This is a genomic window from Candidatus Eisenbacteria bacterium (assembly GCA_018831195.1).
Taxonomy (GTDB): Bacteria; Eisenbacteria; RBG-16-71-46; order CAIMUX01; family JAHJDP01; genus JAHJDP01.
This window is the reverse complement of the sequence record JAHJDP010000084.1, coordinates 141,637-158,363: the sequence shown is the minus strand read 5'-3', so window position 1 is coordinate 158,363 and position 16,727 is coordinate 141,637. Positions and strand designations below refer to the sequence as shown.

8 protein-coding genes are annotated in these 16,727 nt (G+C 56.4%); 7 read left to right on the top strand and 1 reads right to left on the bottom strand.

From position 1 onward, the window contains the following. The first annotated feature begins 392 nt into the window (after positions 1 to 392). From KJ970_14465 to KJ970_14455, 3 genes are read left to right on the top strand one after another with little or no spacing between them, the layout of a single operon-like run. Positions 393 to 4,028, top strand: coding sequence for a PD-(D/E)XK nuclease family protein (locus tag KJ970_14465; GenBank protein ID MBU2692121.1), 3,636 nt, complete (start codon positions 393 to 395; stop codon positions 4,026 to 4,028). After that, the gene (locus KJ970_14460) at positions 4,021 to 7,908 is read left to right on the top strand and encodes a UvrD-helicase domain-containing protein (protein ID MBU2692120.1); all 3,888 of its coding nucleotides are present in this window, start codon (positions 4,021 to 4,023) and stop codon (positions 7,906 to 7,908) included. The genes KJ970_14465 and KJ970_14460 overlap by 8 nt, the downstream gene beginning before the upstream one ends. Next, positions 7,905 to 8,612 carry an MBL fold metallo-hydrolase gene (locus KJ970_14455; GenBank protein MBU2692119.1) on the top strand — a complete coding sequence of 236 codons (708 nt, stop codon included), beginning with the start codon at positions 7,905 to 7,907 and terminating at the stop codon, positions 8,610 to 8,612. The genes KJ970_14460 and KJ970_14455 overlap by 4 nt, the downstream gene beginning before the upstream one ends. A gap of 19 nt (positions 8,613 to 8,631) precedes the next feature. Here the strand turns inward: KJ970_14455 and KJ970_14450 are convergent, their stop codons facing one another. Further along, positions 8,632 to 9,006 (bottom strand): CPBP family intramembrane metalloprotease, encoded by a 375-nt coding sequence (locus KJ970_14450; protein ID MBU2692118.1) that lies wholly within the window; start codon positions 9,004 to 9,006, stop codon positions 8,632 to 8,634. 761 nt (positions 9,007 to 9,767) lie between these two features. Here KJ970_14450 and KJ970_14445 point away from each other — a divergent pair. The 4 genes from KJ970_14445 (at position 9,768) to KJ970_14430 (ending at position 16,722) form a co-directional block, all read left to right on the top strand. After that, positions 9,768 to 11,915 (top strand): VWA domain-containing protein, encoded by a 2,148-nt coding sequence (locus KJ970_14445; GenBank protein MBU2692117.1) that lies wholly within the window; start codon positions 9,768 to 9,770, stop codon positions 11,913 to 11,915. A 10-nt stretch (positions 11,916 to 11,925) separates the two neighbouring features. Then, entirely contained in the window at positions 11,926 to 13,026 is a 1,101-nt protein-coding gene (locus tag KJ970_14440; protein ID MBU2692116.1) for a VWA domain-containing protein, read from the top strand. Between the two features lie 226 nt (positions 13,027 to 13,252). Continuing rightward, positions 13,253 to 16,258: a chemotaxis protein CheW gene (locus KJ970_14435; protein ID MBU2692115.1), complete on the top strand. Its 3,006-nt coding sequence runs from the start codon at positions 13,253 to 13,255 to the stop codon at positions 16,256 to 16,258. Then, complete coding sequence (locus KJ970_14430; GenBank protein ID MBU2692114.1) at positions 16,207 to 16,722, top strand: chemotaxis protein CheW; 516 nt, start codon at positions 16,207 to 16,209, stop codon at positions 16,720 to 16,722. Before KJ970_14435 ends, KJ970_14430 begins: the two co-directional genes overlap by 52 nt. The last annotated feature ends 5 nt before the right edge of the window (positions 16,723 to 16,727 follow it).

Genomic DNA, 16,727 nt, shown 5'->3' with positions numbered 1-16,727 from the left:
GAGAACGAGAGGCGCCGTGTTTATTCCATCCGGAACGCGCTTCGGCCACTCGTCATTTTCTGGCAACCAAGCATAGTCTGAACTGGTTGTGGCTTCACCTCCGCAGTCCAATCTATCGCATGCTTTTACCATGAAAGTGTAAATCCTGTTGGGAGAGTCCGAGATCTAATCTTCGTTTTCGAACATGATCCCCGATTGTCCGAAGTTCCGTAGGGTATTCTCTACCAACAGGTTTCGGCGCTTTCAGAGCTAGATCACAAAATGGCAACGCGGGGATGTGGGTTCAGCGCAGCGCACAAGACAATCTTGATGGGCGCTTTTCGCAGTTTCAACTCATGCCCTGAATTCCCTCCTTCACTTTCCGCTGATTCCGCACCACCATAAGCAGCACGATGCCTGTCGAATTCTTGATCGGCCCCGCGGGATCGGGAAAAACCGCCCGCTGTCTCGACACGCTCCGGCAACGGGAGCGCGAGGGCCGGGCGACGATCTTTCTCGTCCCCGAGCAGTTCACCTATACCGCCGACCGCCTGCTGCTCTCCGGTGATCTGGAGGGATCCCGCCACGTTCGGATCCTCAGCTTCAATCGCCTGACCCATCTGCTCGAAGCCGCCGGTGATCCCTTTCCGAAAACCGTCGAACCGGGCGGACGGGAGATGCTGCTCCGGCTCGTGATGGAGCGGGTGTCGGCTGAAAATCTGGGTCCACTGGCGTCGCAGAAGGGGAAAGAGGGGTTCATCCGGGTTCTGGCGACAACCATCCGGGATCTCCGGGGGCATGCGCGGGATCCAGAACAGCCATTGGCGCAGCGGCTGATAAGTTTTGACGTGACGGATGACCCCACGGGCGAGGGATCAACCCTTCAGAAACTCCGTGGCTTGGGCCGGATCCTCGAAGCCTACGAGCAGCTCCTGGCCGAGCAGGGTTTAAGGGATCCGGAAGACCGCCTCGATATGGCGGTGGAGCGGATCGAGGAAAGCGGGGCCCTCGTATCCGGCAAAGAGATTGTCGTTGATGGATTTATGAGCTTCACAGCGCCGGAGATCCGGATGCTCTGCACCCTGGCGCAAAAGGCTTCCCGGCTGGTGGTCGCCCTCTGTCTCGATCCAGCCGATCTAAAGATCTATCGTGAAGAGGCCGCCGCCGCGGAGGCGATGGGGCTCTACCCCGAAACCGGTTTTCCATCCTTGGTTTATCGCAAGCTGAACCGGCCTATCTTCAGCCCGACCGCCCGGACCTTCCTCATTCTCGAGGAAGCGCTCCGTGAGATAGGGGGGGCGCCGGCCCTGGTGCCGCTGCCGGGGCGGCCGCGCTTTCTGAAGAACGACCTCGAGAGGGTCGAGAGGGAAGCGATTGGACCCGGTCAGCCGGGCATAACCCTCGGCGATACCGAAGCGGTCATCGAAGCGGTCGCTGCGGTCCATCCGGCCGATGAGGTTTTACATTGGGCGCGGCGTATTGACCGCTGGATCCGTCTGGGGGATCTGCCCCGGGGTCCCAATGCAGCGCCCCCCCGCTACCGGGATGTTGTGATTCTTGTTCAGGAACCGGAAGGCTACATCGGCCTTCTGCGGGAGATCTTTCCCAGGTATAACATTCCTTTCTTTCTCGATATTCCTATCGATATCACATCCCATCCCTTTCCCGCGGCCCTTCTGTCGATCCTCGCGGTTATCGAACGGCGGTGGAGCCGTGACGCCGTGATGTCGCTGCTTCGTTCGCCCTTGCTGGAGATGACGCCTTTCGAGGCCGATCTCGTCGAAAATCTTTCGCTGCAGTACGGCATCGAGTTCCATCGCTGGACCGCCAAGCCCTGGGAGGCCATGATCCTGCCGCGCCGCCGCCGCGTTGAGGAGGATAATCCGGACGAAACAGAGGAGATCGAAGAGCCGGATGATGAAGAGCGGCGCTATGAATCCGTCGAGCAGGAACTTGAGATTCAAAGAATACAGTGCGATTTGGGGAACCGGGTGCGTGAAGAGATCCTGCTGCGGGTTGAGGATTACGAGAAACGCTGGAGTCAGGAGACGATTCCTTTTCGCGAGGCGGCTTCCGGTCTCACTGAGCTGGTTGATCAATTAAACCTCATCGAAACGTTGTACAATAAGAAGCGGCGCAATGGTGAGTTATACAATGAAGACCGGCCTCATGCCGGGGAAACGCCCGCAGAAAAGATTTTGGCGCGTCAGGTCGTCGACCGCACCGCGGCCTTTCTTGAAGAAGGCGTCCGCCTTATGGGCGATGTTCCCGTCACGCCGGCCCTTTTCTCTGCCCTCCTCCGGGAAGGTTTGCAGGCCTTGCGCCTCGGGCGGACACCGCAGTCGCTTGATGCGGTCACGATCGGGGATTTTCAACGCAGCCGCGTGAATGAGGCGCGGGCCGCCATTCTCGGCGGATTTACGGCGGAAGCCGTACCGCGCACCGTGTCCGACCGGCCGCTCTTTTCGGAGGATGAAGAGGCGGATCTCGCCCGGAAAGGCTTGTCCATGGGCCCTTCCCCGCAGGCGCGCCAGGATGAAGAGGCCTATCTCGTTTATATCGCCCTGACACGCGCCCGCGAACGGCTCTGCCTGACCTATCCGGCGGCGACGGCGACCGGGGATTCGCTGCATGCCTCGCCCTACCTGACCGGCCTGGCCCGGAGGCTGGGCTTGAAAATCGCTTCTCCCGGCGGTGATGGAGAGATCCTCGACCCGCAGACATTAGAGGAGCTGACAACCTTGGTGGGGAGCGGCCTTTCTGAGCGGATCGAAGCGGAGGAGGCGGGAGAAGCGGCGCCAACAGCGGGAATGATGCCGCCACAGGTTGGCGCGGCGGCCGGATCAGCCCGCGCGGTAATGGGATCGGCGCCCATGAATCTCGATCGCTTGTACAATGAATTCTGCGCCGGCGCATCGTCCCATCCGCAGTCCTTTGAAATTCTACGCCGGTCCCTCATCTATCAACGCCCCTGGAAACTTGATCGTGAGATCCTCTCCCTGCTTTATCCCGGCTCAAAGCTTAAGACCTCCGCCAGCGGATTGGAAACCTTCGCCCGCTGTCCCTATCAACTCTTTGTCCGCAAGATTTTGAGAATCGAACCCCGTCCTGAAGCGGTGCCCCGTCCGCGTGACACGGGCAACGCCCTGCATAAAGCCCTGGAAATCCTCTTCGGCCGTCCCGGCGCCACCCCGGATCCCAATAATGTCGAGGAACTGCTGTCGCGCATTTTCAAGACCCTGCGGGATTCGCAGGAGTTCCTCGCCTTCACCCTCGACGCCCCATCCCGCTATCAGTGGGACCGCGGGCGGCGGGGCCTGACCCATTACGCCCGGGCCGAGGCGCACCGGCTCGCCGAATCTTTGTACAAGCCGTTGCTGGCCGAAGCGGCCTTTGGTTTTCCACAGGAAGAGGGCGGCAAGCCGGCCCTTGTCATCCGCGCGGCGGGCGGACGATCGATCGAGTTAAGGGGACGGATCGACCGGCTCGACACCCAGGCCGGCAGGCGGGCCGTCGTGCTTGATTACAAAACGGGCCGCCAACATGAGACCATCCGGACCGTTCTGGAAAGAGGCGAAAAACTGCAGGCCGGATTGTATATGCTGGCCCTTCAGGAGGTTTTCGAACTCAGACCGGCCGGCGCATTCTATGTGGGGATCCTTCCCGGACCGATCGGTGAGGAGAAACAGGGGGATCCGGAGAATCCGCTCGATATCCGCCAGCGGGGTGTCATTCTCGACGAAGAGGCGGAAGCTTATGATCCGCGCCATTGCTTTGTTCACGGCCTGAGCCGCGGCGGAAAAACGGGCCTCGGCGCCGAAGAGATGACCCAGTTGTTAAACCTGACGCGCGCTTATACAGCCCAATTCGGCGGGCGGATCCTGGACGGGGAAATCGGAGCCGTTCCCTACGGCATCGCCAGCCAAGGCGATCCAAAGCCCTGCCAGTATTGCGAGGCCCGCTCGCTCTGCCGTTTCGATCCGCTGCGCAGCCCCATCCGGCATCGCCACCCGGAACCCGCAATGCCTCCGGAGGCGGATCATGAGTGAGAAATGGACCGATGCCCAGCGATTCGCCATCGAGGTCCTGGACCGGAACCTTCTCGTGACGGCCGGGGCGGGAACCGGAAAAACCGCCGTATTGGTCGAGCATGCCCTGCAGATTCTCCGCACCGGCACCCATCCGCATCGGCTCCTCGTCATAACCTTCACACGCAAGGCGGCCGACCAGCTTCGGGACCGATTGTACAAAGAGGTGGCGCAGGCCGATGATCCCGTCCTGCGGGCCGTACTGCCGCTGCTTCCCCGCGCCTATATCTCCACAATTCACAGCTTCTGTTCACGGCTTCTCCGCGAATCGGCTGTGACGGCGGGCATCGACCCGGGCTTCCACCTCCTCGATGAGACGGCGCGCGACCTTTTGCTGAGCGAGACGATACGCGAGGTGGTCGACCGCCGTTACGAAGATGAGCACGGCGCGCTCTTCGCCCGGCTGGCGGACCTCTGCCCGGCCCGTGATGACGGTATTCACGGCCTTTTACAAAAACTCCTTCATACGGTCCGCGCTTCCGAAGATCCCGGGGCGGTTCTGGATCTCTATGGCAGAGGAGACCCTGTCTATTATCGCGGCCTTTATCGCGGGCTCGCCGTCGGGGACCTGGAATGGATCCGGCGGACGGGACGGGAGTTGGCGGAACAGCTGCGGAATGAAGCAAAGTTGACCCCGAAGTCGATTGAGCTTCAGGAGGCCGCGGCCGGCCTGGCCGCGCTCCCGGAGCCGGATGATTCCTTTGAGGATTTGTGGCGTCTGCGCGATGTCCTCCTTTCAACCGGGTGCGCCGTCGCCGAAGCGGGGTGGAAAGCCCGCCTCCCGAACACCAGGAATCTCTCCCCCGCGGCGAAGGATAAAAAGGAGGCGTTCAAAAGAGCGATAGAAAAGAGCGCTTTCGCCTGGCTGCCGGCGGCGCCTGCAGATCTTTTGGAGCAGGAGAAAAAAATCGCACGCTTCAGCGCCCTGCTCTCCGATGTGCTTCGTGAGATCATGAAGCAATACGATTGTGTAAAAACCCGGCGCGGGATTCTCGACTTCGCTGATCTTGAGCTGCGCGCGGCCCGTCTGCTGGATGATGAGCGGCGCATGGGACTCGATCCGGCGCGCCGTTTCGATCATGTTCTCGTTGACGAGTTTCAGGATATCAATCCCCTGCAAGCGAGGATCATCAATCGCCTGACGCGCGGCCGGATCCAGTTTCTCGTCGGCGATCTGAAGCAGTGCATTTATCAATTCCGCCAATCGGCGCCCGAGATCTTCAGCCGGCTCATCGAAGAGAACACCTCGATTCAGATCAACGATTCCTTCCGATCCCGGCCGCCGGTTCTGGATTTTGTGAATACGCTCTTCAGCCATCTCTTTAACAAAACAACCCTGGGCGCTCCCTGGAAAGGGCAGGCGCTCAACCCGGGAATCCGGTACGAACGGCTCGGAATCCATCCGCCGGGAGAATCATCAGCGGGTCCGCCGGAGAATCCACCCGAGGATCCACTTGTAGAACTTCATATGATTGTCCCACCGCCGCGCGGCGAGGCGCAGAATGAGGGCGTGAACGGCGATAAAGAGGATCCGCCCATCCGGCCTCGCAGCGGACCGGAACGCGAGGCGCTGCTGATCGCCCGCCGGATAAAGGAGCTGGTGAATCTGGAAAGACGCCGGATTTGGGATCCGGAAAAGAAAATCTGGCGCGAAACCCGCTGGGGAGATATCGCCGTTCTCATGCGCAGTCCGGGCACGGGCTGGGGGCAGACATTCCTGAAAATCTTCCGCCGCGAAGGGATCCCCGCGATCGTCGGCCGGGGGGCGGGATTCTTCCAAACCGATGAAATCGACACGGCGCTGAATCTCATCCGCACCCTGGACAATACGCTGAATGATATACCCCTTGCCGCCACCCTCCGCTCGCCTTCGTTCGGCTGGGAAGACAATGATCTGGCCCTTCTCAGAATCGCCTTCCCGAAGGCCCGGCATCTTTGGCCGGCCATGCACCGGCTGGTTGATGGTGATGAAAAGTCCCACTCCCCCACGAATTCCCCAAGAAAGGCGATGGCCGCCAAGGTCGAGCGGAAACTGGTGGGCAAGGAGGGCAAGCTCCCGCCGCAAGCCCGCGATCGGTTGGCAGGCCTGTGCCGGGTCGCCGTCATGAAGCTGAGGGATTGGCGCGGGCGTCTGGGCCGCGATGAACTCGGCATTGTCGTGGCCGGGATCCTGCAGGAAGCCGGCCTGCCCGCCGTGATGGGAACACGCTCGCAGGGCCGGTTGCGCCAGGCGAATCTTCAGAAGCTGGTCGATCTTGTACAATCCTACACAATCGATCACGGTCATTCCCTCACCGGCCTGCTCTCCTGGCTGGACGCCGTTCAGGTGGAAGCGGGCGAACTGCCGCAGACACCCGGCGCGGCGGAAGAGGGCGACACGGTGCGGATCCTCTCGGTTCACATGGCGAAGGGTTTGGAGTTTCCCGTTGTCTTTGTGGCGCAACTCGGCCGGCGCCTGCAGGGCCGGCGCGATGGGGCGCCGCTTGTCGCCACCGCGCACGGTCTCGGCATGGATATTTTGGAACCGGACAGTTTTGTTAAGCTACCGACCGTCGCTCATAGGGCGTTAAAAGAGATCGAGAAACGACGGAGTACCTATGAGGAGATGAGGATCCTCTATGTCGCCCTCACCCGGGCCAGGGAACAACTGATCCTTGTCGGATCACCCATCAGCGACAAGCACCTGGATCAACCGGAGCCCCTGCCCCTGTCCCCCGAAGCCCTCTCGAACCCTGCCGGCAATTCAGCGCTGACGGGGTGGATTCTTCCCGTTCTCCTCGGCGCGCCGGTGGATGTCGACCGGCGCCTCACTTTTACAACGGAGATCGACCGCCTCTTTCCCGCTCAGCCGGCGAATCCCCTGCCCTCCCCGACCCGCGAACGGATACGGCGCCGCGAGGCGCTGCCGTCCCGGACGGAGGGGGACCCTTCCGATCAAGAGCGGGAAGAGCGCTGGAAGTCGGCGATTCAAACCGTCTATGACGCGCCCTGGCTTCACAATGTACAAGGACGCTACTGGGTGACCGAGCTGAAGCAGAAGGCCGATGAATGGCGCCGCCGGGAGGCCTGGGAGGAAGGCGCCGCGCTCCCCTTTGCGGATCAAGATACCACCGGGGTTTGGCCCCCGACTTTTATTAAGCCCGCGGGCGAAGCGCCTGCGGCGGGCCGGAATGATAAAGACCGGGACATCGCCCCCCGGCATCTCGGTTCGGATATTCATACCATCCTCGAACAGCTTGATTTGGATCAACTGGCCCGCACCCTTGCGCTTGACGGCGCCATAACGAACGAAACCCTCGCCGGCCCGGTGCAGGAAATAGTTCAACAGCATCACCTCGGTTCGCGGATTCTGGATGAGGATCTCCTGGATTGGCTGACATCCTTTTACAATTCAGAACAAGGCCTCTCCCTACTTCGGGCGTGGAATAAAAATCCGTCGGATGTCCACCGCGAAACCAGTTTTACGCTCAAACTGAATCTCTTCGAACTTCAGACGATTCTCGGGCCCCGGATGCCGGATCTCTTTGGATTGCCGGCAAGGTCCTGGCCCGATGTTCCTGAAGAAATTCTGAGGAAAGAATGGACGATGCTCCAGGGGCAGATCGATCTCCTCTGGCCCGATACATCGGGGGATTGGAATCTCTTGGATTACAAATCCGACCTCATTAAGAACGATGATGAATTGACGAGACGGGTTCAGACTTATACGCTCCAGATCAATCTTTATGAGCTTGCCGCCCGGAAACTCTGGGGGGCGGAAAAGATCCATTCATACCTGCATTTCGTGCGCCTGGGCCGGGCCGTGGAAGTCACTGCTGAGGGGAGCGCTGGCAAGAAATGATTATCGATGTCATCCCTGTCGGACCGATTCAATGCAATTGCGTTATCCTGGGTGATGCCGCGACCCGGGAGGCATTGGTCATCGATCCGGGTGAAGAGCCCGAAACGATTCTAGACGCCTTGGCGCGCCACCATCTTGAGGTGAAAGCCATTATTCTGACACACGCCCATCTGGATCATATCGGCGCCGTGGCGCCCGTGCGGGAAGCCCTCGGAGTCGATGTTTTTCTTCACCCGGATGATCAGCCCCTCTATGACATGAAGCAGGCTCAGGCCGAATGGCTGGGATGCGCCCCGCCTCCGGACACGCCGATCACCGCAAGGCTGGCGGACAACCAGGCCATTTCCCTCGGGGAGAACATGGGCAAGATCATCCACACCCCCGGGCACTCTCCCGGTGGTGTCTGCCTCTATTTTGAAAGTGTCACGATTGAAGAGGCCGAAGGAACTTGGACCGGCGCCAAAGCGGGGTTGTCATCCGCGGCCGGCCTCCCACTCCAGCGCCATCCCCTTCTCATCTGCGGAGATGTTCTTTTCATGGGCAGTATCGGACGCACCGATCTATGGGGAGGCTCATACGAACAGCTGATGCAATCGATCCGGGAGCGGCTTCTCATCCTCCCGGATGAGACATTGATCATACCGGGGCATGGTCCGGTCACTATCCTCAAGGATGAGAAGGAGCATAATCCTTATCTTCAGTGAATTTCATCTTCGATAGTTCTCACTGTGTTCCCATAAAGAAAGAAAACATATTGTAGACCGCGTGAAAGAGTATGCAGGTTGTTGTATCGGTTTTTTTTCTGAGATATCCCAAGCCCAAACCCAAAAGAAATATCCACGCGAAGGCTGGAGAAAGGCCGTAATAAGAATGTATCACTGCAAAGAGTATCGATGTCGGAAGAAGACCCAGTTTGGGCTGTATCGCGCCCCGATACAGTATCTCTTCCCCGATCCCGGCGGCCAATCCAACCGTCAGAAGGCCCCAGGTCGAGTGGAAAGCCTCAAAAAACCTCCCGAAATGTTCCTCGAAGACGGCGAATCCCGCGGCATCAAGACTCCGCCACACCGTATCCATAACCCCACTCAATAGAACCATGACCGCCGCCGCGACGATCGCCAATAATATCCTTCGCGGACGCGGCGGGAGACAACCCAAACGCTGCAACGAATCCCGGAGATTCCGTCTCAGGGGAAACCCGACACCCACCCATCCGAGAAGAATAAAGCTGAGGCTCTGGACCCAAATCCGGGTGGGCGTAATCAGCGTGCTCAGTGAGAGTGTGAAGAGGGCGGGCAACGTGATGAGCTGAGCGACACTCACACCGATGAGATCAACAGAAAGGACCATCGCCGCCGCGGACACCGGCCCCTCCGCCTCGAGCGGGATCGCCCGGCTGACGATCCGGCGGATCGCGGGGCTGAGAAACAATCCGGCTGAAATGCCGGTGAGCAGAAGACAGAGACCCAGCGGCGCCGAGATGAAGGCCGCATCGATTCCGCTGAAGCCCTCTTCCAGAATCGCGGGAGGGATCGGATGGAGGGAAATCGACAAGAGGGCGAGCCCAAAGATCGCGAGGATCAGATTGGCCAGTCCCAAGAGGATTTGACTGATCACCCCGGCGGGCCGCCAGAGAAGACCCAGATCGGCCATAAAGACAAGTGCCAAAAGAGGCACGAATAGCAGGATGTCGCTCAATCCGCCCCCCGTTTCATGAATCGAGACACCATCTTAGCCTCAGTCCCGCAATGATGCGAGATTTAACCCCGTCATGGTAAACGAATCGGCCGGCGTTGGAGACTCCATGGGTAGAAGAACACTCATGGGGCAGGGGAATGGGGGAAATAAGGAGAATAAAGATGAAACCAACCGTCCATCGTCAACGTTTCCCGCTCCTGCAGGCCGCAGGAATTTTGATGCTTTGGTGCACCGTGGTTCTTGCCGACGGCATCCTCATTCCACAGTCGGAACCAGGAGTATATGACAATGCCGAACCGTTCGCGATCAAATATCATCGCGTTCAGGTGGAGATCGACCGTCAGGCGGCGATAACCTCCATCGATCAAGTCTTTATCAATGAGAACGACCGGGATCTTGAAGGGATCTATATCTTTCCCATTCCGGAGAATGTCTCTATCTCGGACTTTTCGATGTGGATGAACGACAAGCAGATTCATGCTGAACTTCTCGATGCCGGGAGCGCCCGCCAAATCTACGAGGATATCGTCCGCCGCCGGCGCGATCCCGCACTATTGGAATATGCCGGGCGTGACCTCTTCCGAGCCCGTGTCTATCCGATCCCAAAACACAGCGAGGTCCGCATCGAAATCCAGTACCAGGAGCTCCTCAAATATGACGGTGGGTTGATCGGATATCGATATCCTCTCAATACCGAGAAATTCTCATCGAGAGATCTCCAGGAAGTCACCGTCTCCGTCAACATCAAATCGGACACGCCCATTAAGAGTCTCTATTGTCCAAGCCACGAAACAGACATCCGTATCGAAAAAACGGCGGCGACATGCGGTTTTGAGGAAAAGAATGTCAAGCCGGACCGGGATTTCCTGCTGTACTACTCCGTTTCCGAAGAGGATGTCGGCCTGAGTCTCATCACATACAAGCCGGATGAAGAGGACGGTTACTTTATTCTGCTTCTCGCGCCGGGAGAGTTTCAGAACAAAGAAAAAGCCTTGCAGAAGGATGTCATCTTTGTGGTCGATACTTCCGGTTCCATGCGGGGCGAGAAGATCGAGCAGACCAGAGCGGCCCTTGAATTCTGCCTGAAGAAACTTCAAACGAATGATCGGTTTAACATTATTACCTTTGCAACGGGCATCACAAAATTCAGCGAGACACCATTAAACGCCGACTCAGACAATATCTCCAAAGCTCTGAGATTCGTGTCAAAAATCCAGGCGCGCGGAGGCACCGCCATCGATGAAGCCCTTCAAGCGGCCTTGAATATCCCTGATTCCGGCCACGCGCGGATGATTATCTTTATGACCGATGGGGAGCCGACGGTCGGCGAAACGGACATTTCTAAAATTCTCGCCCATACGATCGACAGAAACTCATCGCGACTGCGCATCTTCCCCTTCGGCGTTGGTTATGACGTTAACACCCATCTTCTCGACCAATTATCGATCGATAACAGGGGGGTCGTGGAATATATCAAGCCCGAAGAGAATATCGAGACAAAAGTCGCGATGTTTTTCAATAAGTTCAGCTACCCCGTCCTTTCCGACATCTCATTGGATTTCGGCCGGATCCATGTAGCCGACACCTATCCCAGCAGCCTGCCCGATATTTTTCACGGATCGCAACTCGTGCTATTGGGGCGCTATGAGAGTGATGGAGCGGTCGCCATACAGCTGAGCGGTCGATCCGGTGATCGGACGGAGAGTTTCACCTATGAAGGCCGCTTCACGAACCAGGATGACGGGAATGATTTCATACCCCGTCTTTGGGCTTCCAGAAAAATCGCCTATCTGCTGAGTGAAATCCGCCTTCATGGAGAAAACCGCGAACTGGTCGACGAAGTCATTCAGCTCTCTAAAGAGCACGGAATCATAACACCCTATACTTCTTACCTGATTGTGGAAGAAGGACCGCAGGAGTATGCGGAGATGATGCTGGATGAATCGGACGCCGCCCCCAGCTCCATCCGAACCTATTCAGGCGCCATGAAGAGCTCGAAAGGTGAAGCCGCCTTTGATGCGAGCCGGGAGATCGCCGCAGAGAAGCAAAGCAGTGTGCTCTCACGTCCGAAGGCGGAAAAGGTGAAATATGTCGGCGGCAAGACATTCTACCGAACTGATCATGGATGGCGCGATGCCGATGTGCGGGACGCCGACATGCGTCATGGGGCCGGAGTCATTGAAATCCCATTCTTGAGCGGCCGCTACTTCGACTTATTGAATAAGTATCCGGAGACCGGCAAATACCTGTCGCTGGGCGTTAATACGACCTTCAGCTACAACAACAATGTCTATCACATCACGACTTAGGAGGTGCCTCATGAAAGCGATCATATTCATGTCTTTCATTCTACTTTTCCAAACCGCTGCTCTTACGGCGGATGACGCGCAGCCGGCGAATGTACCGCAAGTTGAGATCGTTTTCACACTCGATACCACCGGCAGTATGTCGGGACTAATTGAGGGCGCGAAACAGAAAATCTGGTGGATTGCGAACCAGGTCATCCAGGGCCAGCCGAGGCCGGAATTCAAGATTGGTCTGGTCGGTTACAGGGACAAGGGCGACACTTACATCACACAGGTGTACGATCTGAATGATGACCTGGATGAAGTTTATCAAAACCTTCTCTCCTTCCAGGCCGAGGGCGGCGGCGACACACCAGAGCATGTTAATCAAGCTCTTCACGAGTCGTTGAACAATATCAGCTGGAGCGCAAGCCGCGATGTCCTGAAAATGGTCTTTCTTGTCGGTGACGCGCCTCCACACACCGATTACGATGATGGTTTCAATCACCAAGCGACCTGCCGCGATGCCGCGACGCGTGACATCATCATTAATACAATTCAATGCGGCAGCGATCCGGAGACAGAAAATTATTGGAATGAGATCGCAAAGCTGAGTGAAGGTGAATTTGCACGGGTTGATCAATCCGGCGGAATGAGAATGATCCCCACCCCGATGGATGGAGATCTCGCCGCTTTGGGCGCTGAATTGAACAGCACGTTTCTCATATGGGGAAACGAAGAGCTGCGCGACGATGAGGCCCTAAAATGTACAGCCGTGGCCGCCCTCCCTGTCCCCATGGCCGCCGAGCGGGCCGCATATATCAGCCGGAAGGGCAAACTAGGCGACGCGGATCTGATCGATGCGGTTGAATCCGGGGAGGTGAATCTGGCAACCGTTAAGGCCGAGCTTCTTCCTGAGCAGCTAAGGGGATTATCTCACGAGCAAATGGAAAACTACCTTCAGGACATTTCCAATAAAAGAAGGGTGATTGAGGAGAAGATCGAATCACTGCGACAGAACCGCGATGAGTATCTCCGTCATCAGCTGGCTAAGATCGATTCAGAAGATGCTTTTGATTTAAGAATCGTGAAAATGATCCGCCATCAGGCTGGAAGGAAAGGGATTGCCTACTGATATCTTTCCTTGAGGGTGATTCTGACGCCGGGGTCGGAAAAATCCCCCGATCCCGGCCTTCCATTCTTTCAATATTCACTCCCAGGCAGGTCCAAATCAAGGCCAAATGTTTCTAGCCTATTGCAGGATAACAAGATAGCGAATTCCCTTCCGCCCCAATTTTCAATCGGGATCTGCTTAATGACGCTCCTTTATTTCCGATACTTCATCAGAGGGGGATTTTTCTATGCCATTCGAAGATGAAGATCTCTTAGAAGAGTTAATTGTAGAGTCAAACGAACACTTGACCAGCATCGAACCGGATCTCCTTGTTTTGGAGAAAGAAGGAGATCAGGTCGACGACGAATTGATCAACCGGATCTTTCGGGCGATGCACAGCATCAAGGGCGGATTCTCATTCTTTGGTCTATCGAGAATCGTCGATCTGAGTCATGCCATGGAAAGTGTGCTGATGAGGATCCGGGACGGGGAGATGAAAGTCACCCCCGTCGCCACGGATGCGCTGCTGGTGGGTATTGATAAACTTCGAGTCCTGCTGAGTGATGTCTATATATCCGAAGCGATCTCCATCACTGAAGAACTTGGACCACTCAATGCCGTTCTTGAGGGACACACCGGCAAGGCGCCGGGGAAGATAAAGGCCGACAAGAATGAACCGGCAAGCAAGAAAAAAAGCGAACCCGTGGCCAAGCCGGATACCACATTGGTGGATGAGACCGCCGAGCCGGACATCGAAGAACCTGATCCGGCGAATGAGAAACCCCTGCTGGAACTGGTAAAGCCCCCTGACAAGCCGAATAAACAGACCGCAAAGGAAACGCCGTCAACACAAACCGCCAAAAAAGACAAGCATGCCGAAGGCAGTGAATCAATCCGGGTCAAAGTTGAGTTGTTGGACAAATTAATGAATTTGGCCGGCGAGCTCGTGCTGGGACGGAATCAAATCAAGTTGGCTCTCAGCAACCGATACTCGGCATCAGCCGCTTCCAGCTCTGCGTTCAAGCATCTTGAAGACGAAATGGCGCGATCCCGGGAATCGGTCCATTCGCTCCTGCATTTCAGGGGAAACATCGGAAATGATTCCGAGCAAATAAAAACCGCGGTGGATAATGAGTTTAATAAAGTAAAAGAGGCCTTTTTTCAGGCGATGTCGCTCCGCTTAATTGAAATGCCGGGCATATCGGCGGTTATGCAGGATGTCGACCTTGTGACCAGCGAACTGCAGAGCAACATCATGAACACCAGAATGCAACCGGTGGGTTCGGTCTTTGCAAAGTTTCCCCGTATCATGCGGGATCTGGCAAAGAAAATGAATAAGGAGATCGAACTGACCCTTGTCGGCCAGGAAGTCGAACTTGATAAATCGATTATCGAAGTGCTGGCTGATCCTCTAACCCATCTTGTCCGTAATTGCGCCGATCACGGCATCGAATCCCCCAGCGAACGTGAGCAAAAGGGAAAACCCTCTCAGGGCAAAGTCCGGATCCGCGCTTATCACGAAGGCGGCCAGGTCAACATCGATATCACAGACGACGGTAATGGCATCGATCCCGAGAAGATGAAGCGAAAAGCGCTGGAGCGTGGGCTCCTGACAGAAGAAGAAGCCGAAAAGATGGGTGACCGGGAAGCGACAAGACTCATTTTTGCTCCGGGTTTCTCAACCGCTGAAAAGGTCAGTGACGTTTCCGGACGTGGTGTTGGAATGGATGTCGTTAGAACGAATATCGAGAAGCTGGGCGGCACCGTAGAGATTGAATCGACCTGCGGTGAGGGAACACGAATTAATCTTCGGTTGCCTCTCACGCTCGCCATCATCCCATCTCTTATTGTAGGAGCGGCGGGAAGGCGCTACGCCATGCCACAGGTCAACCTTGAGGAACTTGTGCGCGTCCGCGAGCAGGACAATGACAAACGCATTGAGGAGTTGCGCGGCCATAGCGTTCTCCGTCTGCGCGGTCAACTTCTTCCCCTCGTTTCACTGACTGATGTCTTGAACACAACACATCTCAAGAAGAAAGAAAACGAAATCGGCGGCGCCTCTGAAACATCAGAAGAGATGGATCTCCAGACCATTCGGGGTTCAAAGGACGCCAAAAACATCCTCATCTTGAAAGTCGGTTCCAACCGTTACGGTCTGATTGTCGATGAACTTCTCAACAACGAAGAGATCGTCGTCAAACCTCTTTCAGACAGCCTGAAGGAATGCAAGCATTACGCCGGATCCACCATCATGGGTGATGGAAGGGTCGCCATGATATTGGATGCCGCCGGTATCTCCAATGTCGCCCAATTGAATTTTGCGGAAGTGCGGGATGAGAATGCCCAGGCAAGAACGCAGAGTGACGCTTCCGGTGAAACCCAATCATTGCTCCTCTTCCGGAATAGCGACTCGGAACTCTTCGCACTCAATCTGGGGCTTGTGGCGCGCATCGAAAAGGTCAGAGCCGAGGATGTCGAGAAGGTCGGAGCAAAGGAGTATGTGAAATACGATGACAGTTCGATGCGAATCCTTTGGTTACACGATCTCCTTCCCGTCGAACCGCCCGCTGAAAGACCCTCTACATTCTTTATTATTGTACCAAAGCTCGTAAAGCGTCCGATGGGTATTATCGCGACTAAAGTGGAAGATATCCTTCACACAAATGCGACCATCGATCGCGCCAATGTCAGCGGCCCGGGGATTCTTGGATCCGCCGTTCTCAGCGGCCGGTTGGCGGTGCTGCTGGATATTTACGGCTTGTTGGAGGCGGCCGAACCCGAGAAACCACATTCTATCGACGAGGTGGACTCATCCATGCTGCACGGGAAGCGGGTTCTTCTGGCCGAAGACGCCGCATTTTTCAGGAGTCTCGAGTCGGAATATCTTAAGAGCTTTGGCTGCCTTGTGGAAACAGCCAATGACGGTAGTGAGGCTTGGGAGAAGCTGTCACGAGGGTCGTATGACCTGCTCGTTACCGATCTTCATATGCCCAAGATGGATGGATTTGAACTCACACAGCGTGTACGCACATCAGAAACCTTGAAATCTATGCCGGTTGTCGCCGTCACCGCTCTCACTTCGGAGAAGAATAGAGAGAAAGGCGAGGGAGCCGGGGTTGACATATATGAACTCAAATTGGACAAAGACGGTCTGCGTAGATCATTGATCAAGGCTCTACAGATGCGTCAAGGGGACGAAACATGGAGCGACAATTCGCAACATTCTTCATTGGAAACTCACGCTTTGGCATAGATATCCTGATGGTCCGCGAGATCAACAGGCATTTGGATATTACGCCAACCGAACGGTCACCGGAATGCGTCCGCGGACTTCTCAATCTGAGGGGGCAATTGGTCACAGTGATTGATCTTGGAATTCGGCTCGGTCTCGGTCCCCAAAAGATTGGCCCGGAATCGCGTTGTCTGGTATTAAAAACATCCGCCGATTTAGCGTCCCTTCAAGAATCCGGAATACTCGATGACGATACGGCAAATGATGTAACCGGATTGCTGATCGACCGGGTCGGCGACATGATTACCATCGATGAGAAAGAGCTCGAACCGCCGCCTGCGAATATGACCGGTGTGGACAGCAAATACTTGTCAAATGTCGTCAAGCTGGAAGATGACTTGATGATCGCACTCCGAGTGGGAGAAATCCTCCAACTCGGTTCAGCCCAGAAAGAAGTGAGCGCATCTTCCGGCATGCATCGGTGATAATC